This is a genomic window from Ruegeria sp. BF8 (genome assembly GCF_056538625.1).
On record NZ_JBQFTL010000002.1, the window covers coordinates 307262 to 324406 of the forward strand.

Annotated in this window: 21 protein-coding genes; 8 read left to right on the plus strand and 13 right to left on the minus strand. The window is 61.7% G+C overall.

Annotated features, from left to right (window positions below; translation table 11 throughout):
- The first annotated feature begins 96 nt into the window (after window positions 1-96).
- Window positions 97-1488: a 30S ribosomal protein S12 methylthiotransferase RimO gene (gene rimO, locus ACR0LD_RS09040; protein WP_480636551.1), complete on the plus strand. Its 1392-nt coding sequence runs from the start codon at window positions 97-99 to the stop codon at window positions 1486-1488.
- A 58-nt stretch (window positions 1489-1546) separates the two neighbouring features.
- On the opposite strand, the gene ACR0LD_RS09045 is transcribed toward rimO, so the two are convergent.
- A complete protein-coding gene (locus ACR0LD_RS09045; protein WP_244952318.1) occupies window positions 1547-1735 on the minus strand; it encodes a hypothetical protein in 189 nt (62 codons plus the stop codon).
- Window positions 1736-1964: 229 nt separating this feature from the next.
- Here ACR0LD_RS09045 and ACR0LD_RS09050 point away from each other — a divergent pair, with 229 nt between their 5' ends.
- A complete protein-coding gene (locus ACR0LD_RS09050; RefSeq protein ID WP_170340652.1) occupies window positions 1965-2207 on the plus strand; it encodes a CDGSH iron-sulfur domain-containing protein in 243 nt (80 codons plus the stop codon).
- A gap of 5 nt (window positions 2208-2212) precedes the next feature.
- On the opposite strand, the gene ACR0LD_RS09055 is transcribed toward ACR0LD_RS09050, so the two are convergent.
- The 5 genes from ACR0LD_RS09055 to ACR0LD_RS09075 form a co-directional block, all read right to left on the minus strand.
- On the minus strand, window positions 2213-2470 hold the full coding sequence (locus tag ACR0LD_RS09055; protein ID WP_170357169.1) for a DUF6455 family protein: 258 nt from the start codon (window positions 2468-2470) through the stop codon (window positions 2213-2215).
- On the minus strand, window positions 2467-2739 hold the full coding sequence (locus tag ACR0LD_RS09060) for a DUF6455 family protein (protein ID WP_280525634.1): 273 nt from the start codon (window positions 2737-2739) through the stop codon (window positions 2467-2469). Before ACR0LD_RS09060 ends, ACR0LD_RS09055 begins: the two co-directional genes overlap by 4 nt.
- A gap of 17 nt (window positions 2740-2756) precedes the next feature.
- On the minus strand, window positions 2757-3008 hold the full coding sequence (locus tag ACR0LD_RS09065; protein WP_170357168.1) for a DUF6455 family protein: 252 nt from the start codon (window positions 3006-3008) through the stop codon (window positions 2757-2759).
- A 69-nt stretch (window positions 3009-3077) separates the two neighbouring features.
- The gene (locus ACR0LD_RS09070) at window positions 3078-3446 is read right to left on the minus strand and encodes a YigZ family protein (protein WP_480636553.1); all 369 of its coding nucleotides are present in this window, start codon (window positions 3444-3446) and stop codon (window positions 3078-3080) included.
- Window positions 3443-4141, minus strand: coding sequence for a M48 family metalloprotease (locus ACR0LD_RS09075; protein WP_480636555.1), 699 nt, complete (start codon window positions 4139-4141; stop codon window positions 3443-3445). The genes ACR0LD_RS09070 and ACR0LD_RS09075 overlap by 4 nt, the downstream gene beginning before the upstream one ends.
- A 118-nt stretch (window positions 4142-4259) precedes the next feature.
- Between ACR0LD_RS09075 and ACR0LD_RS09080 the strand changes: the two genes are divergently transcribed.
- A complete protein-coding gene (locus ACR0LD_RS09080; RefSeq protein ID WP_093964694.1) occupies window positions 4260-4499 on the plus strand; it encodes a hypothetical protein in 240 nt (79 codons plus the stop codon).
- On the opposite strand, the gene ACR0LD_RS09085 is transcribed toward ACR0LD_RS09080, so the two are convergent.
- Window positions 4496-4771: a DUF167 domain-containing protein gene (locus tag ACR0LD_RS09085; RefSeq protein WP_480636557.1), complete on the minus strand. Its 276-nt coding sequence runs from the start codon at window positions 4769-4771 to the stop codon at window positions 4496-4498. The two genes, ACR0LD_RS09080 and ACR0LD_RS09085, sit on opposite strands and share 4 nt — an antisense overlap.
- Window positions 4772-4894: 123 nt before the next feature.
- Between ACR0LD_RS09085 and ACR0LD_RS09090 the strand changes: the two genes are divergently transcribed.
- On the plus strand, window positions 4895-5473 hold the full coding sequence (locus ACR0LD_RS09090) for a nitroreductase family protein (protein ID WP_170390917.1): 579 nt from the start codon (window positions 4895-4897) through the stop codon (window positions 5471-5473).
- On the plus strand, window positions 5470-6171 hold the full coding sequence (locus ACR0LD_RS09095) for an EI24 domain-containing protein (protein WP_480636558.1): 702 nt from the start codon (window positions 5470-5472) through the stop codon (window positions 6169-6171). Before ACR0LD_RS09090 ends, ACR0LD_RS09095 begins: the two co-directional genes overlap by 4 nt.
- Here the strand turns inward: ACR0LD_RS09095 and ACR0LD_RS09100 are convergent, their stop codons facing one another.
- Window positions 6172-6447, minus strand: a complete 276-nt coding sequence (locus tag ACR0LD_RS09100; RefSeq protein ID WP_093964691.1) for a DUF1467 family protein — start codon at window positions 6445-6447, stop codon at window positions 6172-6174.
- Between the two features lie 22 nt (window positions 6448-6469).
- Entirely contained in the window at window positions 6470-6874 is a 405-nt protein-coding gene (gene mce, locus ACR0LD_RS09105) for a methylmalonyl-CoA epimerase (RefSeq protein ID WP_093964690.1), read from the minus strand.
- Between the two features lie 134 nt (window positions 6875-7008).
- Here mce and ACR0LD_RS09110 point away from each other — a divergent pair, with 134 nt between their 5' ends.
- A complete protein-coding gene (locus tag ACR0LD_RS09110) occupies window positions 7009-7728 on the plus strand; it encodes a response regulator (protein WP_480636560.1) in 720 nt (239 codons plus the stop codon).
- A gap of 263 nt (window positions 7729-7991) precedes the next feature.
- Here the strand turns inward: ACR0LD_RS09110 and aspS are convergent, their stop codons facing one another.
- The gene (aspS, locus tag ACR0LD_RS09115; RefSeq protein WP_170441700.1) at window positions 7992-9767 is read right to left on the minus strand and encodes an aspartate--tRNA ligase; all 1776 of its coding nucleotides are present in this window, start codon (window positions 9765-9767) and stop codon (window positions 7992-7994) included.
- Window positions 9768-9972: 205 nt separating this feature from the next.
- Here aspS and ACR0LD_RS09120 point away from each other — a divergent pair, with 205 nt between their 5' ends.
- On the plus strand, window positions 9973-11199 hold the full coding sequence (locus tag ACR0LD_RS09120; RefSeq protein WP_480636562.1) for a class I SAM-dependent methyltransferase: 1227 nt from the start codon (window positions 9973-9975) through the stop codon (window positions 11197-11199).
- A gap of 5 nt (window positions 11200-11204) precedes the next feature.
- Here ACR0LD_RS09120 and ACR0LD_RS09125 read toward each other — a convergent pair whose 3' ends face one another.
- From ACR0LD_RS09125 to ACR0LD_RS09135, 3 genes are read right to left on the minus strand one after another with little or no spacing between them, the layout of a single operon-like run.
- Entirely contained in the window at window positions 11205-11876 is a 672-nt protein-coding gene (locus ACR0LD_RS09125) for a CPBP family intramembrane glutamic endopeptidase (protein ID WP_170441693.1), read from the minus strand.
- Complete coding sequence (locus ACR0LD_RS09130; RefSeq protein ID WP_480636564.1) at window positions 11873-12520, minus strand: aminotransferase class IV family protein; 648 nt, start codon at window positions 12518-12520, stop codon at window positions 11873-11875. The genes ACR0LD_RS09125 and ACR0LD_RS09130 overlap by 4 nt, the downstream gene beginning before the upstream one ends.
- The gene (locus ACR0LD_RS09135) at window positions 12475-13596 is read right to left on the minus strand and encodes an aminodeoxychorismate synthase component I (RefSeq protein WP_480636566.1); all 1122 of its coding nucleotides are present in this window, start codon (window positions 13594-13596) and stop codon (window positions 12475-12477) included. The genes ACR0LD_RS09130 and ACR0LD_RS09135 overlap by 46 nt, the downstream gene beginning before the upstream one ends.
- A gap of 184 nt (window positions 13597-13780) precedes the next feature.
- Here ACR0LD_RS09135 and carB point away from each other — a divergent pair, with 184 nt between their 5' ends.
- Window positions 13781-17134 (plus strand): carbamoyl-phosphate synthase large subunit, encoded by a 3354-nt coding sequence (gene carB, locus ACR0LD_RS09140; protein WP_480636568.1) that lies wholly within the window; start codon window positions 13781-13783, stop codon window positions 17132-17134.
- Window positions 17135-17145: the final 11 nt, after the last annotated feature.

The following is a 17145-nucleotide window of genomic DNA, read 5'->3' on the forward strand; positions in this document are numbered from 1 at the left end:
TTTGCTCTCTGCCTTGCCGGCTTTTTGCCTCAGCTTCGATGTTCCTCGCGTGCGAAGGATTTGCAAGGGGAAGATTTCCCCACTATATGCCGCGCAATGAGCACCAACCCGCCAAACCTACGCCCCGATCTGGCACCCGCAGCCCGGATCACCGACGCACCGCGCAGCGGCCAACCCACCATCGGAATGGTGTCCTTGGGATGTCCCAAGGCACTGGTCGACAGCGAGCGCATCCTGACGCGCCTGCGCGCCGAAGGATACGGGATCTCGCCCAACTATTCAGGTGCGGATGCCGTGATCGTGAACACCTGCGGGTTTCTGGACAGCGCCAAGGCCGAAAGCCTCGAAGCAATCGGCGAGGCGCTGGTGGAAAATGGCAAGGTCATCGTGACCGGGTGCTTGGGCGCGGAACCTGACTACATCCGCGAACATCACCCCCGGATCCTGGCCGTGACCGGGCCGCACCAGTATGAACAGGTGCTGGATGCCGTTCACGCCGCCGTTCCGCCTGATCCCAATCCGTATGTGGATCTGTTGCCGGCTTCGGGCGTGAAGCTGACCCCGCGCCACTACAGCTATCTCAAGATTTCCGAGGGCTGTAATCACAAGTGCAAATTCTGCATCATCCCGGATATGCGCGGAAAACTGGCCAGCCGACCGGCCCACGCGGTTTTGCGCGAGGCTGAAAAACTGGTCGACAGCGGTGTGCGCGAATTGCTGGTGATCAGCCAGGACACCTCGGCCTTTGGCCTGGATCGAAAATACGACGTGAACCCCTGGAAAGACCGGGAGGTGCGCAGCCACATTACCGATCTGGCCCGTGAACTGGGCCAACTGGATGCGTGGATACGACTGCACTACGTCTACCCCTATCCACATGTGCGCGAGTTGATCCCGCTGATGGCGGATGCAGGCAGCAACCTTTTGCCCTACTTGGACATCCCGTTCCAACACGCGCATCCGGACGTTCTGAAACGAATGGCGCGCCCCGCTGCCGGCGCCAAGACACTGGACGAGATCGCCGCCTGGCGCGCGATTTGCCCCGACATCACGCTGCGATCGACCTTCATTGTCGGCTACCCGGGGGAGACCGAGGCCGAGTTCCAGACCCTGCTGGATTGGATGGACGAGGCGCAGTTGGATCGCGTCGGGTGCTTCCAATACGAAAACGTTGAAGGGGCCCGCTCGAACGACTTGCCGGATCACGTCCCGGATGAGATCAAGCAAGAGCGCTGGGAGCGCTTCATGCAAAAGGCCCAGGCGATTTCCGAAGCGAAACTGGCGTCGAAAGTGGGCCAGAGGATCCAAGTGATCGTGGATGAGGTGGATGCCGAAGCCGCCACCTGCCGCACCAAGTCAGACGCGCCCGAGATCGACGGCAACCTATTCATCGACGACGGTCACGAAAACCTGAAACCCGGTGACATCGTCCTTGTTCAGGTCGACGAGGCTGGTGAATACGATCTGTGGGGGAAGCTGGTGCGCTGAACCGCCATCCGGCGGACGAAGGCAGACGGCCCCCAAATCGGGACCGTCTGCAAAAAGCTTATTGAGTGACCGGGTTACACACGGTCTGGCCGGCCTCGGTGGTGGCCAGTTCATAGCCTGCCGAACAGCTGGGCGAGCCATATTTGTCATAGCTTGGCTGAACGTAAACCGGGGTGGGCTCTTCCTGCTGCGAGCAAGCAGTCAGGATCAAAACAAAGGCGCCGGCGGCAGCGAATTTCAGTTTCATGTCCATCAATCCTTTAATACTTTTCTGATATTGCCCAACTTTTCGGGGCCAGGCTAAGGATACGGGCAGTTCGGCTTTCTGGCAACAGATACGGTCACATCCGTGTGATCAGAGGCGAATCCACGCTTGCACCGCGACGTGCCACCGCCGGACCGGGACGCGCGAACTACACATTTCTCTGCGTTGGGCTAAGCTCTCGGATGTCCCTTTCAACAGCCGGAGCGCCAGAATGCCAAAAGGATCTCAAATCGCCCAGAAATCGCCCTACCCCATCGAGGTGACTGAAGGCAAAAGCTACTTCTGGTGCGCTTGCGGACGCTCCAAACGTCAGCCATTCTGCGACGGTTCGCACAAGGAAACCGGGATCGAGCCGGTAAAATATGTAGCAGAATCAAGCAAGAAGGTCTTCTTCTGCGGATGCAAGCAAACCGCTAATCCGCCGCTGTGCGACGGAAGCCATTCCAAGCTTTAGGCCAATCAGGTCAGCGCATTCAAAGCCTTGGCATTCGCGCAAAATTCCGGGGCGGCGGTCGCCCGGCTCTGTTGGCACGCAAGCCAGACGGCACATCTTTCGCTGCAGTCAGCGGCTCGACAACGGGTCACCATTTCGCTGTATCCCTGCGCGGTCAGCCGCCCTTCGGCGATGGCTTCGGACAGCGAGATTTCCATGCAGCGCGCAACCGACCGCGTCAGCCAGAAGTGTTTTTCTATGTCTCCGAGTCGCACAAGTTTCATTGTTTTTCCTGATTCTGCAGCGTCTTAAGTTTGGCGAATCGGTTCCTGTTCGGACATGTCTCCGGGGCCTCAACCCTGTCACCTCGGTGCGTCTGCCAGTCGCTACAGTCGCAAGCCCACTCGCAGCCCCGGCACCGTCCCACCATGCGCGCCCATTCGTCGGGACTGAGCCGACCCGTGAGATGGGCATCTACAAGGTCAACGCCGGTCGCCTGCCCCATCCGCAGAACAAGGCGTACATGCTTCATGGTCTGGCCAAGGACGTTCATGGTTCTGCCCGTCCGCGCTAGGGTGCAAGCCTGGCCAGCAAATCCTGGTTTCGGCAATACTCCGGTGGCCGTCCGTCGCTGTTTTGAAGCGCCAACGCGCGGTCGCAGTGATAGGGGTTTGTACAGCCTGTACAGCGCAGCACCGCGTCGGTGATTTCGTCGATGGAAACCGAACCGCCGATTGCGGCCTCCTGCAGGTCAACGCCCAGTTTCAGGGCCATTCGATCCACCAAAGCGGCGTGGCGGCGCAATTCTTCGCGTCTGGACATCCGAGTTCCTTTCGCTGTCTCGCTGAAAAGAACCCTAGCGCCATAACCCCACGGTGCCCTTGATTCAGGTCAAGAGACAACCCCCAGGTGGTCAAGGTAGGCCCGTGTGGCGTCCTGGACCCGCCTGAAACGATCTCCGCCCAGCTTTTTGCCGCCATACCATCGGGTCACAATGACCACGTGATCCTGCACACCGGCGCGTTCCAACATGCGCAATATGACCATCCCCGCACCGGTTTCGCCATCATCTGCCTTGAGAGCGCCGGTCGGCAAAATCGCGGCCCACGTGTTATGGGTCGCCTTGGCATATGCCTTGTCCGATTTAATGTCGCGCAATACCGCATCGACCTCATCCCGCGACCTGACGGGAGCACCGCTCACCGCGTATTTCGAGCCTCGATCCGTCAGAACAACCCCCATCCGCTGGATCTGGGTCATTGGGTCAGGCCGAGCTGGGCGGCTGTTTCCAGAACAACTTCGATGCGCTTGGCATTGGGCGGATGAGACGCCAGAAAGCGGTCACCCGGATCTGGAATCCGACCGAAATAGGCCATGCCGACCAGCGGATTGTACCCAGCCGAATAGGTGATCAAAGTTCCCATCCGGTCCGCTTCCAGCTCGAATTCTTTCGTGTAGCTCTGAACTCCGACTTCAGCACCCAGCTTCTGAGCACGTTCAATTCCTGCCGCGTCCTCGCCTTGCGCCTCAGCCAGTTCTCCGAAAATTCGAGCCCCTTCCTTGGCGTTTCTTACCTGCCGGGCTATATGGCCCAGGATGTGATGCGCCGCCTCGTGCCCCATCACGAACGCCATCTCGTCAGCGTTCTGCGTCGACTTGACCATTTCCTGCGTGAAAATGATGAACGGGCGCCCATCCTTGTCCAACGTCTGGAACGCATTTGGCTCGGCAAACGGATCCGTGTCGATCAGAATGCCGAAATCGCAGTTTTGCCCCCGTGTCTCGCGCTGACAGACTTTTTGCGCGGCTGCCCCGACCGACCTGCTGACCTGCTGAAACGTCAGTGCCGAGTCGCGTAGTTCGGGCGAGGATGGTGACCAATCATCAACAGCAATGAACCCGCCCGCAGTGCATGCGGACACAACCAAGACCAGCAAAAACCTGAGGCGGTGCATTCCGGATCCTTTCTGTTCGTGCCGGCAGGAAAGCTTAGCGCGATGTGGCCCCCCTGACCACAGCCCGAAACCCAATCAGCGGGTTGCATTGCGATCGCAGGCTGGGCAGTCTGGGAACATGTTTTCGATTGAGCATGAATTCGACTCGACAGTCATTACCCTGGTGGACGAAGGCCCGGAGCCTTTGCAAGAAGACGTGGTGATCAACAGTTTCGCCGAGTGCGTAACGATCGAGCAGTTGGACCCCCGAACGGACCAGATGCAGAAAATCACCCTTTCGCCCGAACAGGTGCGCGATCTTGCCGCCGCTCTGGATCTGCCCGAAGGGGTGTATCAAATCAGGGAGACACCAGCCTAGGGATCGTAGACAAACACCTTGTCGCGCCCTGTATGGCCTTTTTTCAGCGTCAAAGCTGACGGTGAAGCACCCATGGCCCGGGCCAGCAGCTTGACCACGGCCTGGTTCGCCTTTCCATCCTCGGGCACAGCGGTGACAGCGATGTGTACTGTCGTCCCGCCGAAAGAAATCCGGTCCTGCGCAGCTTTGGGAGTCACCCGCACGGGAATCGATTGCCCGGGTCGCGCCAGATGCGCAAGGTCCGGCAGGTTTCGCAGTTTCGGTTTTGCCATCACGTTCTCTTCCGCATTTGGACGGTGCCGGGTGGCACAATATGCAACAGTTTTACATCTTGCCCTTGAAACCGGCGCGTGTCTGCCCGAGATACGACAGAACCATGTAAAGGAATTTAACATATGACGCTGAAAAACCCGGCTGCGTTCGAGTTCCTGCAGTCGCGCAGGTCGCGGCCCGCCAAGACGTTGATGGCCCCGGCGCCGACCCGCGACGAATTGATCCCGTTGCTGACCGCAGCCGCTCGCAGCCCCGATCATGGCAAGTTGGAACCTTGGCGGTTCATCGTCATCGAGAAGGGCGCAATGCCGCGATTGGCCGATCTGACCGAGGAACGAGGCGTTACGCTGGGGAAAAGCCCCGAAGACATTGCCAAGGCCCGCAGTCAGTTCGATATGGGTCATCTCGCTGTTGCCGTCATCGAAGTGCAGAAACCATCGCCGAAAATCCCTGGAATCGAACAAACCTACTCGGCCGGGGCGGTCTGCCTTGCACTGCTCAACGCAGCCCTTGCTGCGGGTTGGGGTGCCAACTGGCTTTCAGGTTGGCAGTCGCACGACCGCGAATTCTGCGAACGCGGTTTGGGCCTGGCCGACAATGAACGCATTGCCGGACTGATTCACATCGCAACCGAAGGGGCCACTCCGCCCGAAAGGCCCCGCCCGGACGTGGCCGCGATCACCGAGTGGGTGACGGAATGATTATCCTCAACGCGTTCTTCGCGGCCTTGGGGCAGCTCGGCGATTCTCGTTTCAGATCGGTGCTACTGCGCGGTGTCGGCCTGACGATAGTGCTGCTTGTTGTTGCCTGTGCGGCGGCGATTTGGGGCATCAACGCCCTTGCTGGTCAGGAGATCGCGCTGCCATTTGTCGGCGACGTCCCGTGGTTGAACGACGTTCTGAACTATTCAGGGATCTTTCTGGTTCTGATCCTGCCGGTCTTTCTGATGGTGCCGGTGGCCTCAGCCATCACATCGATGTTTCTGGATGAGGTCGCACAGGCCGTTGAAGACCGGCATTACCCGAACCTACCCCCTGTTCCGTCCGTCCCGATCTGGGATGCGGTGCTGGACTCGCTGGGATTCTTGGGCGTGTTGATTGTGGCCAACGTATTGGCGTTGGTCCTTTACGCGCTGTTCACACCCCTCGCTCCGTTCATCTTTTGGGGAATGAACGGGTTTTTGCTGGGTCGGGAGTATTTCACGCTGGCGGCCATGCGCCGGATCGGGCGCGACGGTGCGCGGGCGTTGCGGGCACGCCATGCCGGGACGATCTGGGTCGCTGGAACCTTGATGGCCATCCCCCTGTCGGTCCCGCTGGTGAACCTTTTCATTCCGATCATCGGAGCCGCAACGTTCACGCATATCTTTCATGGGCTGTCGCGACAGGCCGAGCGCTGATTACTCGCGCGGTTCCATCTGGTTCAACCAGTCGAAATCACGAACTGAAATCACGCCAGATACAATGATCCCTGCGATCACCGCCCACAACACGATAGAAATACCGGTGGTGATCCAGATCTTTTTCTTCATGTGGTGAACTTCCGGAGCGCCCGCATGGGTCCCCGGCACGATGTCGCCCAGGTCGCCTTGCGTCTTGATGCGGACCGGCAGCACGACCAACAAGGTCATGAACCAGATCACGGCGAACAAAACCAACGCAGCAGTGATTGTCATTTCGACGCCTCCTCAGCCCGGCTCAGACTTGCTCCAGCTCCACAAGGCACCCGTTGAAGTCCTTGGGGTGCAGAAACAGCACGGGCTTGCCGTGCGCGCCGATTTTGGGTTCTCCGGTTCCGAGAACGCGGGCACCGGTCGCCTTCAGGTGATCCCGTGCGGCGATGATGTCTTCGACCTCATAACAGACATGGTGGATGCCACCCGCCGGGTTCTTTTCCAGGAAGCCGTTGATCGGGCTGTCGTCGCCCAGCGGGTACAGTAGCTCGATCTTGGTATTGGGCAGTTCGATGAAGACCACCGTAACGCCATGGTCCGGTTCATCCTGAGGTTCACCAACCTTGGCGCCCAGCGCGTTGCGGTATTGGGCGGATGCGGCCTCGAGGTCGGGCACGGCGATGGCGACATGGTTTAGGCGGCCAATCATGGCGGTCTCCTCTGTTCTGCGTTGCAGCGTTTATGGGGGCTGCCCTGTCAAAGGGCAAGTGCGCCAAAACGCGCGTTAACCCTGTGTTAGCCAGGAGTTCCTAGCGTGAGGCATCTGCTGAAAGGAGTTCTGCCATGGACGATTCGGTGCCGTTCGCCCCATCCACCGTCGCCCCCAGCGCCACCCGGCCTTTGCTGGGTCAGACCATTCTGGTTGTCGAGGACAGTCGTTATGCCTGTGATGCAATGCGACTGATGTGCCTGCACAGCGGCGCCCGCATCCGCCGGGCCGATTGCCTGAGGTCGGCGCGCAGGCACCTTCAGATCTATCGCCCGTCGGTGATCGTGGTTGATATGGGTCTGCCGGACGGCTCTGGCGCAGACCTGATCGCGGAACTGAACGCGGTTTCCCCACGTATCAGCGTCATCCTTGGTATGTCCGGCGACAACTGCGCCGAAACGCTTGCCTTGCAAGCCGGAGCCGATGGTTTTCTAGCGAAACCGTTGAATTCGCTGATCAGCTTCCAAAGGGCCATCTTGGAGAACCTCCCCGAAGACCGCCGTCCGGGTTCGCTCCAATCCGTCAAAGACGAACAGATCTGCCCCGATCCGCTGGCTTATCAGGATGACATGGCGCATATCGCAGATGTTCTGACCGGGCCTGCGGATTCACGCACGCTGGACTATGCCGCGCAATTCCTGCGCGGTGTTGCCCGAGATGCCGAGGACACGGTTCTGGAACAAGCAGCCCATGACCTCGCATCCTCGCGCGCCAAGGGCGCTCCGGTAACAGCTTTGGCTGCGCGCGTTGCCGGTCTTGTCCAAAGCCGTCTTGAAAGACGAAAGGCGATCTGAATGACACTGGCCTATTTCGTGACAACAGCCATGCTCTGCGCTTGGTGGTATTGGCACACCCGCAGATCCGCACGGACCATTCGCGCCAACCGCGAAAAACAGCCGAACTGGCTGGACTGATTTCAAGTTCAAGGGATTTTAGCCACTTGGAAAACGCGGGCACCGATAAGCACTGAAGTGCTTGGCGGAAAATTCGCTTCGCGCCACCGCAGTAGTTTTGACCGCACCCAAAGGTTTTTCACACTCTGTGTACGGTCCTTGGCTCATTCCTGAGGGATGACCCGCAGGCCCAGTTCCATCAGCTGATCCGAAGTCGGGTCCGACGGCGCTTGCATCATCAGATCTTCGGCGCGCTGGTTCATCGGGAACATCATGACCTCGCGGATGTTGGCCTCGTCCGCAAGCAGCATCACGATCCGGTCGATACCGGCGGCGCAACCCCCGTGCGGCGGAGCGCCATAGTGGAACGCGTTGAACAGCGCGCCAAAGCGACTTTTGACCTCGTCCTCGCCATAACCGGCCAGCTCGAAGGCCTTGAGCATGATCTCGGGCTTGTGGTTCCGGATCGCACCCGACACCAGCTCGTAACCGTTGCAGGCCAGGTCGTACTGATAGCCCTTGACCTCAAGCGGGTCGCCCTGCAGCGCCTCCATGCCACCCTGCGGCATCGAGAACGGGTTGTGTTCGAAATCGATCTCGCCGGTTTCCTCGTCCTTCTCGTAGATCGGGAAATCCACGATCCAGGCAAAGGCGAACCGGTCTTTGTCGGTCAGGCCCAGTTCCTCGCCGATAACATCGCGCGCCTTGCCGGCGACTTTTTCAAAGGCTTTGGGCTTACCACCCAAGAAGAACGCCGCGTCACCAACCCCAAGGCCCAGCTGCTGGCGAATTGCCTCTGTGCGTTCGGGGCCGATGTTCTTGGCCAGCGGGCCGGCCGCTTCCATCCCCTCACCCTGATCACGCCAGAAGATATAGCCCATGCCGGGCAGACCTTCTTTCTGTGCAAAGGCGTTCATTCGGTCGCAGAACTTGCGGCTGCCGCCACCCGGCGCGGGGATCGCGCGGATCTCGGTGCCTTCCTGTTCCAGCAGCTTGGCGAAGATCGCGAAACCGGACCCGCGGAAGTGTTCCGACACCACCTGCATCTTGATCGGGTTGCGCAGATCGGGCTTGTCGGTGCCATACCACAGCGCCGCGTCTTTGTAGGAAATCTGCGGCCATTCCTGATCAACCTTCCGGCCACCGCCGAATTCTTCGAAGATTCCCGTCAGAACTGGCTGGATCGTGTCGAACACGTCCTGCTGGGTTACGAAGGACATCTCGAGGTCGAGCTGGTAGAAATCCGTGGGCGACCGGTCGGCGCGCGGGTCCTCGTCACGGAAGCAGGGCGCGATCTGGAAATACTTGTCGAAGCCCGACACCATGATCAGCTGCTTGAACTGCTGCGGCGCCTGCGGCAACGCATAGAACTTGCCCGGATGCAGGCGCGAGGGCACCAGGAAGTCGCGCGCGCCCTCGGGGCTGGACGCGGTGATGATCGGCGTCTGATATTCGCGGAAGCCCTGATCCCACATGCGGCGGCGCATGCTGGCCACCACGTCCGAGCGCAGTGCCATGTTGCGCTGCATCGCCTCGCGACGCAGGTCCAGGTAGCGATAGCGCAGGCGGGTTTCCTCGGGGTATTCCTGATCGCCGAACACCATCAGCGGCAGCTCCTCGGCCGCGCCCAGCACTTCCAGTTCGCGGACATAGACCTCGATCTCGCCGGTGGGCAGCTTGGGGTTCACCAACTCGGCATCGCGCGCCTTGACCGTGCCGTCGATGCGGATGCACCATTCCGAGCGCACTTTCTCCAACGCGCTGAACGCAGCACTGTCGCCGTCGCACAGAACCTGGGTCACGCCATAGTGGTCGCGCAGGTCGATGAACAGCACGCCGCCGTGATCTCGCACCCGATGAACCCAACCCGACAGGCGGACGGTTTCACCGACATTTGCGGCGGTCAGATCGGCGCAGGTGTGGCTGCGATAGGCGTGCATGGATGATATCCCTTCGGGCGCTGAATTCGTCGCGCCGATACACCGCGATCGGGTCGGGAAGTCAAGGGTTGGAGCACGATGCGCCTCCATCGGAGCCCGGAATGCAGACAAATTCGAAAAAATCGCTATCTTTTGGACAGGTGAACTCGAATAGTTTTCCCGGCACGCGGGAGCCAGGCCCCTTGAGCAAGGAGATGTTCGGCCGATGTGGCAAGCTGTTTTGGATCGCGTATTGCGGGGTTTCATCACCCGCGGAACTCTGCGGATCACCTATCCTGACGGGACGGCGCGCACCTATGGCGACGCCACGCAGCCCGAGGCGCATATCACCCTGCATGACCCCGCATTGATGGCGCGCTTGGTGCGCAATCCCGAGATGGCATTTGGCGAGGGCTACATGGACGGTACCCTGACCGTCGACGAAGGCGGCCTGGAAAGCGCCATGCGGATCGCGATTCGATGCGCGGCCAGCGGGTCGTTGCCCCTGCTGCAGCAGATCCAGGACTGGGCCGGGTATCTGCTGCGACCAATCCTGCAGCGCAACTCGGTCCGCTCGGCGCGGCGCAACGTGGCGCATCACTATGACCTGTCAGACGACTTCTACCGGCTGATGCTGGATCCTGACATGCAGTACAGCTGCGCTTATTTCCAGCAGCCCTGGATGACTTTGGAACAGGCGCAAGCCGCCAAAAAGGCGCATATCGCGCGCAAGCTGTGCCTGGAGCCCGGCATGCGGGTGCTGGACATCGGCTGTGGCTGGGGCGGGCTGGCCCTGACGCTGGCGCGTGACCACGGCGTGCAGGTGACCGGGCTGACCCTGTCGCAGAACCAGCACCGCACCGCGACCGCGCGGGTGCAGCAGGCCGGGCTGACCGACCGCATCGAAATTCGGCTGATGGACTACCGGCAGATGCAGGATCAGTTCGACCGGATCGTCTCGGTCGGGATGCTGGAGCATGTGGGCGCGCCACAGCTGCGCACCTATTTCGACCGGGTCGCAGCCCTGTTGAAGCCCGACGGCGTGGCGTTGATCCATTCCATCGGCCGCAACGGGCCGCCCACCGGCCAGTCGCCCTGGCTGAACAAGTACATCTTCCCGGGCGGCTATGTCCCGTCGCTCGAAGAAATCGTCAAGCCCGTGGCGCGCACCGGCTTGTGGTTTCTGGATGTCGAAAGCCTGCGGCTGCATTATGCCCTGACCCTGCGCGCCTGGCGCGACCGGTTCGAAAGCAATCTGGACCAGGTGCGCGCGATGTATGATGACCGGTTCATCCGCATGTGGAGGTTCTATCTGACCGCCTGCATCCTGGTGTTCGAAGAGCGCGACCAAACCGTGTTCCAACTGCAGCTGGGCCATCGCCGCGACGCGGTGCCGTTGACGCGCGACTATCTGTATCAGCCCGATCAGGACATGCGCGACGCCGCCGAGTAGCGCCGTTAGAACGGGCGCTGCACGTTGCCGGAATAGAAGAACACGCCCAGCCCGGCAGCAAAGATGATGTTCCCTGCGATCGCGTGCAGCAGCACCGCATAGAAGAACGACCCGCGCTTGCGGTAGGCCCATGAAAATAGCAGCCCGCCCGCGAATGTCATCACGGTGACGATCCAGCTCCAGTACATCAGGTGGGCAAAGGCGAACAGCCCGGAGTTCAGCAACGGCAAGGCCGCGCCGTTAGGCAGGATCGCGTGATAGCGGCGATAGAACAGCGTGCGGAACAGCAGTTCTTGCGGCAGCGCCGACAGCAACGGGTAGCCCAGCCAGATCACGGCCAGAAATTCGGGCCGGTTCAGCAGCAGAAAAAAGGCCGCATCGGGGCGCGTGGCCATCACCAGGGCCGAACAGATCGCCGCCATTGCCAATGAAAACCCGATCACCTCGGCCCAGCGCCAGTTGCGCCACCCATAGCGCAGCTCGGCCCAGGAAAAGCCCGGGGTGCGGTGCAGCAGGGCGATCCCGACAGCGGTGAAGAAGAATAGGGCCGGGAACATCCAGTCGGGTGGAAACAGAACCGCGATCAGCAAGGGGACGGCGACATAGAACGCCACGAATTCAGCCTTCAGGCGCAGGTTCGATACCGGCAATCCACGCGCGGAACTGCGGTCGCTCATGGCAATATCACCCGGGCCGGGATCAAACCGCGCAGGGAATTGCCCATCCAGATCCGGTGCGCGGCGGCCAGGTCATGCAGGGTCAAAACCGCCTCGGCCGCGCGTCCGGTTTCGAGCAACTCCTCGCGCAGGATCCCCGGAAGCAGGCCCGCCGCAACCGGCGGTGTCAGCAGACGCCCGTCTTCCGTTTCGACGAACAGGTTGGTGATGGTGCCCTCGCACAGTTCATCCCGTTCGTTCAGGAACAACATCTCATCCACGCCGTCGGGCAATTCCGCCCGCGCCTGATTATAGATCGCGCGGCGGGTGGTCTTGTGGCGCAGCCAGAAATCCGAGGACGTCAACCGCGGCGTGGCGATGCCCACCGACCAGCCCGGCGGGTTGTCTGCCAGAGGCCCCGTGGTGACCTCGGGCTTGCCGGTCACGTCCAGAGTCAACCGGCACCGCAGCGGGTCCGCGCCGGACAGGCCGGCCACCACCTCGCCCACGCGCCGCAGGTCGAACTGAACACCCAGCCAGTCCGCTGTCCGCGCCATGCGCCGCAGGTGGCGCTCCAGCCGCACGACCCCCTGCCCGGGCCGAAACGCAAAGGTTTCGATCAGGCGGAAATCAGGCTCAGTTGGTGCGCGAACCGGGCTTTCCATAGCGCTTCCTCATATTCCGACGCGGCGGTGCTGTCCCAGACGACGCCTCCGCCGACGTTCAACGTGGCCCGATTGCCCTCGACCATCAAGGTCCGGATCGCGACGTTGAACTCCGACCGCCCGTCCGGGGCGGCCCAGCCGATGGTGCCGCAGTAGATGTCGCGCGGCCATGGCTCCAGATCCGACAGGATCTCCATCGCACGGATCTTGGGGGCGCCGGTAATCGATCCACAGGGAAACAGCGCCGACAGGATGTCGGACAGTCCGGCCCCCACCTGCAGCCGCGCCTGCACCAGCGACACCATCTGATGCACGGTGGCGTAGGTCTCGACCTTGAACAGCTCGGGCACCTGAACGGTTCCCGGCAGCGCCACGCGACTGATGTCATTGCGCAGCAGGTCCACGATCATCAGGTTCTCGGCCCGGTTCTTTTCGTCCGAGGACAGGAAATCGCGCCGCCGCGCGTCCTCGGCCAGATCGGCGCTGCGCGGCTGGGTACCCTTCATCGGCCGGGTCTCGATCATCCCGGCGGCATCGGTGCGGAAGAACAGCTCGGGCGAGCGGCTGAGCAGATCGGGCAGCCCGTCCTGCTGGACCAATGCGCCATGGCCGACCGGCTGTCCGGCGGTCAGCGCGGCATAGAGCGCGGCGCTTTCGCCCTCGGTTTCCAGGTCGATGGGAAAGGTCAGGTTGGCCTGATAGATGTCGCCGGCCCCGATCGCATCATGCACGGTGCGGAAGGCTTCGGCATAGCGCGCCTCGCTCCAACGCGGCTGGAACGCAGTCAGCCCGGCCGCACCGGACGGCAGATCCTGCACGCTCGGGCCATCGAAAACCCCGAAACACAACAGCGGCAATCGACGGGTCGCGGGCAGCCTTGCGGCCAGTTTGGGCTCAAGCGCATAGCCCAGCTCGTAGCTGGCATATCCGGCCAGCCAGCCGCCCTGCGCGCGCGCGTCATCCAGCGCCGCCAATGCCTGGGGCACCTGCTCCGCCCGGTCGGCGCGGATCACCTGGGCAGGCCGGTCGAAACCGGTGCCCGGACCGGCGGGTCCATGATCGAAACGAATGCGCAATTGCTTCCTCATCTGTCGTGCAGCGGCATATAGAGAATACGGTGCCAAGGGAAAGGGGGGAAAGCGGCAATTTCGCTTCCGTTTCCGATCCCCCTTGCACCTTTTGCCCGGGTCCCTATAACGCACGACAATTTGGGCGCATGGGCGGCGCCCGCGACTCGTGCAAAATCGAAGGGGCCAGGCCATGCCGAAGAGAACCGACATCCAGTCGATCATGATCATCGGGGCGGGGCCCATTGTCATTGGGCAAGCTTGCGAATTCGACTATTCCGGCGCCCAGGCCTGCAAGGCGCTGCGCGAGGAAGGGTATCGGGTCATCCTGGTGAACTCGAACCCTGCCACGATCATGACCGACCCGGAACTGGCCGACGCCACCTATATCGAACCGATCACGCCCGAGGTCGTCGCCAAGATCATCGAAAAGGAACGCCCCGACGCCCTGCTGCCTACGATGGGCGGGCAGACCGGCCTGAACACCTCCTTGGCGCTGGAGGAGATGGGCGTGCTGGAAAAATTCGGCGTCGAGATGATCGGGGCCAAGCGCGAGGCCATCGAGATGGCCGAGGACCGCAAGCTGTTCCGCGAAGCGATGGACCGCCTGGGCCTTGAAAACCCAAAGGCCACCATCATCACCGCTCCCAAAAAGGCCGACGGCTCTGCCGATCTGGATGCCGGCGTGCAGATGGCCCTGGACGAGTTGGAAAACATCGGCTTGCCCGCGATCATCCGCCCGGCCTTCACTCTGGGCGGCACCGGCGGCGGTGTGGCTTACAACCGTGAGGATTACATCCACTTTTGCCGCTCGGGCATGGATGCCTCGCCGGTGAACCAGATCCTCGTCGACGAAAGCCTTCTGGGCTGGAAAGAATATGAAATGGAGGTGGTGCGCGACACCGCCGACAACGCGATCATCGTCTGCTCGATCGAGAACGTCGATCCGATGGGCGTGCATACCGGTGACTCGATCACCGTGGCCCCTGCGCTGACGCTGACCGACAAGGAATACCAGATCATGCGCAACGGCTCGATCGCCGTTCTGCGCGAGATCGGGGTCGAAACGGGCGGGTCGAACGTGCAATGGGCGATCAACCCGGCAGACGGCCGCATGGTCGTGATCGAGATGAACCCGCGTGTGTCGCGCTCGTCGGCGCTGGCATCGAAGGCGACAGGCTTCCCGATCGCCAAGATCGCCGCCAAGCTGGCGGTGGGCTACACGCTGGACGAGTTGGACAATGACATCACCAAGGTCACGCCTGCGTCTTTCGAACCGACCATCGACTATGTCGTCACCAAGATCCCGAAATTCGCCTTCGAGAAATTCCCCGGATCCGAGCCTTACCTGACCACCGCAATGAAATCGGTGGGTGAAGCCATGTCCATCGGTCGTACCATCCACGAATCGATGCAAAAGGCGCTGGCTTCGATGGAGTCGGGCCTGACCGGGTTTGACGAAGTTGAAATTCCGGGCCTCAGCATCGGCCCATGGGATGCGGTCGAAAGCAGCGACGACAAGGCACATGTCATCAAGGCCATCAGCCAGCAGACACCCGACCGTCTGCGCACCATCGCGCAGGCGATGCGCCACGGTCTGACCGACGACGAAATCTTTGCCGTCACCAAGTTCGACCCGTGGTTCCTGGCCCGTATCCGCGAGATCATCGACGCGGAGCGCACCGTTCGCAAGGACGGCCTGCCGATGACCGAGGACGGCCTGCGCCGGCTCAAGATGCTGGGCTTTACCGACGCGCGTCTGGGCAATCTGGCCGGCCGCGACGAGGCCAACGTGCGCCGCGCCCGCCACAATCTGGGCGTCACCGCCGTGTTCAAGCGGATCGACACATGCGCCGCCGAGTTCGAGGCGCAGACGCCCTACATGTATTCGACCTACGAGGCCCCCACGATGGGCGAAGTCGAATGCGAGGCGCGCCCCAGCGACCGCAAGAAGGTCGTCATTCTGGGCGGCGGCCCCAACCGGATCGGCCAGGGGATCGAGTTCGACTATTGCTGCTGCCACGCCTGTTTCGCGCTGACGGATGCCGGGTATGAGACCATCATGGTCAACTGCAACCCCGAGACGGTGTCGACCGACTACGACACTTCGGACCGCCTGTATTTCGAGCCGCTGACCTTCGAGCATGTGATGGAGATCCTGCGGACCGAGCAGCAGAACGGCACCCTGCACGGCGTGATCGTTCAGTTCGGTGGTCAGACCCCGCTGAAGCTGGCCAATGCGCTCGAGGCCGAAGGTATTCCGATCCTGGGCACCACGCCCGACGCGATCGACCTGGCCGAAGACCGCGAACGGTTCCAGGCACTGGTCAACGATCTGGGCCTGAAACAACCCAAGAACGGCATCGCTTCGACCGACGCGCAAGCGCTTGAGATTGCAGAAGAGATCGGGTTCCCACTGGTGATCCGCCCGTCCTACGTGCTGGGCGGCCGCGCGATGGAGATCGTGCGCGACATGGATCAGCTGAAGCGCTACATCAATGAGGCCGTGGTGGTCTCGGGAGACAGCCCAGTGCTGCTGGACAGCTATTTGGCCGGCGCGGTCGAACTGGACGTGGACGCGCTGTGCGACGGCAAGGATGTCCATGTGGCCGGCATCATGCAGCATATCGAAGAGGCCGGTGTGCACTCGGGCGACTCGGCCTGTTCTCTGCCGCCATATTCGCTGTCGAAAGAGATCATCGCCGAGATCAAGGACCAGACCTACAAGCTGGCCAAGGCGCTGAACGTCGTGGGCCTGATGAACGTGCAGTTCGCGATCAAGGATGACGAGGTCTACCTGATCGAGGTCAACCCGCGCGCCAGCCGCACCGTGCCCTTCGTGGCCAAGGCGACCGACAGCGCCATTGCCTCGATCGCCGCGCGGGTGATGGCGGGCGAGCCGCTGTCGAACTTCCCGCAACGCCCGCCCTACAAGGAAGGCCAGGACACCAAGATCGCCGACCAGATGACCCTGGCCGACCCGGACATGCCCTGGTTCTCGGTGAAAGAGGCGGTGCTGCCCTTTGCCCGCTTCCCCGGTGTCGATACCATCCTGGGTCCTGAGATGCGCTCGACCGGCGAGGTCATGGGCTGGGACCGCGATTTCCCGCGGGCCTTCCTCAAGGCGCAGATGGGTGCGGGCATGGTGCTGCCGTCCAAGGGACGGGCTTTCATCTCGATCAAGGATGCCGACAAGGGTCCGGCGATGATCGAGGCTGCGCAGGTTCTGGTCGAGCAGGGATTCTCGCTGGTGGCCACCCGCGGAACACAGACATGGCTGGAGTCCAAGGGCGTGCCCTGTGACGTGGTCAACAAGGTGTACGAGGGCCGCCCCGATGTGGTGGACATGCTGAAGGACGGTCAGGTCCAGTTGGTCATGAACACCACCGAAGGCGCGCAGGCAGTTGAGGACAGCAAGGCCATCCGCTCGATCGCGCTTTATGACAAGATCCCCTACTACACCACGGCCGCGGCCAGCCATGCCGCCGCGCTGGCCATCAAGGCGCAGGCTGAAGGGGATGTGGAGGTCAAATCGCTACAGGGTTGAAGCCCGCAGCG

Excerpts from the sequence above, each read along its gene's own strand:
- rimO (WP_480636551.1), top strand. The coding sequence starts at position 97 with ATGAGCACCAACCCGCCAAACCTACGCCCCGATCTGGCACCCGCAGCC.
- ACR0LD_RS09045 (WP_244952318.1), bottom strand. The coding sequence starts at position 1,735 with ATGAAACTGAAATTCGCTGCCGCCGGCGCCTTTGTTTTGATCCTGACT.
- ACR0LD_RS09050 (WP_170340652.1), top strand. The coding sequence starts at position 1,965 with ATGCCAAAAGGATCTCAAATCGCCCAGAAATCGCCCTACCCCATCGAG.
- ACR0LD_RS09055 (WP_170357169.1), bottom strand. The coding sequence starts at position 2,470 with ATGAAACTTGTGCGACTCGGAGACATAGAAAAACACTTCTGGCTGACG.
- ACR0LD_RS09060 (WP_280525634.1), bottom strand. The coding sequence starts at position 2,739 with ATGAACGTCCTTGGCCAGACCATGAAGCATGTACGCCTTGTTCTGCGG.
- ACR0LD_RS09065 (WP_170357168.1), bottom strand. The coding sequence starts at position 3,008 with ATGTCCAGACGCGAAGAATTGCGCCGCCACGCCGCTTTGGTGGATCGA.
- ACR0LD_RS09070 (WP_480636553.1), bottom strand. The coding sequence starts at position 3,446 with ATGACCCAGATCCAGCGGATGGGGGTTGTTCTGACGGATCGAGGCTCG.
- ACR0LD_RS09075 (WP_480636555.1), bottom strand. The coding sequence starts at position 4,141 with ATGCACCGCCTCAGGTTTTTGCTGGTCTTGGTTGTGTCCGCATGCACT.
- ACR0LD_RS09080 (WP_093964694.1), top strand. The coding sequence starts at position 4,260 with ATGTTTTCGATTGAGCATGAATTCGACTCGACAGTCATTACCCTGGTG.
- ACR0LD_RS09085 (WP_480636557.1), bottom strand. The coding sequence starts at position 4,771 with ATGGCAAAACCGAAACTGCGAAACCTGCCGGACCTTGCGCATCTGGCG.
- ACR0LD_RS09090 (WP_170390917.1), top strand. The coding sequence starts at position 4,895 with ATGACGCTGAAAAACCCGGCTGCGTTCGAGTTCCTGCAGTCGCGCAGG.
- ACR0LD_RS09095 (WP_480636558.1), top strand. The coding sequence starts at position 5,470 with ATGATTATCCTCAACGCGTTCTTCGCGGCCTTGGGGCAGCTCGGCGAT.
- ACR0LD_RS09100 (WP_093964691.1), bottom strand. The coding sequence starts at position 6,447 with ATGACAATCACTGCTGCGTTGGTTTTGTTCGCCGTGATCTGGTTCATG.
- mce (WP_093964690.1), bottom strand. The coding sequence starts at position 6,874 with ATGATTGGCCGCCTAAACCATGTCGCCATCGCCGTGCCCGACCTCGAG.
- ACR0LD_RS09110 (WP_480636560.1), top strand. The coding sequence starts at position 7,009 with ATGGACGATTCGGTGCCGTTCGCCCCATCCACCGTCGCCCCCAGCGCC.
- aspS (WP_170441700.1), bottom strand. The coding sequence starts at position 9,767 with ATGCACGCCTATCGCAGCCACACCTGCGCCGATCTGACCGCCGCAAAT.
- ACR0LD_RS09120 (WP_480636562.1), top strand. The coding sequence starts at position 9,973 with ATGTGGCAAGCTGTTTTGGATCGCGTATTGCGGGGTTTCATCACCCGC.
- ACR0LD_RS09125 (WP_170441693.1), bottom strand. The coding sequence starts at position 11,876 with ATGAGCGACCGCAGTTCCGCGCGTGGATTGCCGGTATCGAACCTGCGC.
- ACR0LD_RS09130 (WP_480636564.1), bottom strand. The coding sequence starts at position 12,520 with ATGGAAAGCCCGGTTCGCGCACCAACTGAGCCTGATTTCCGCCTGATC.
- carB (WP_480636568.1), top strand. The coding sequence starts at position 13,781 with ATGCCGAAGAGAACCGACATCCAGTCGATCATGATCATCGGGGCGGGG.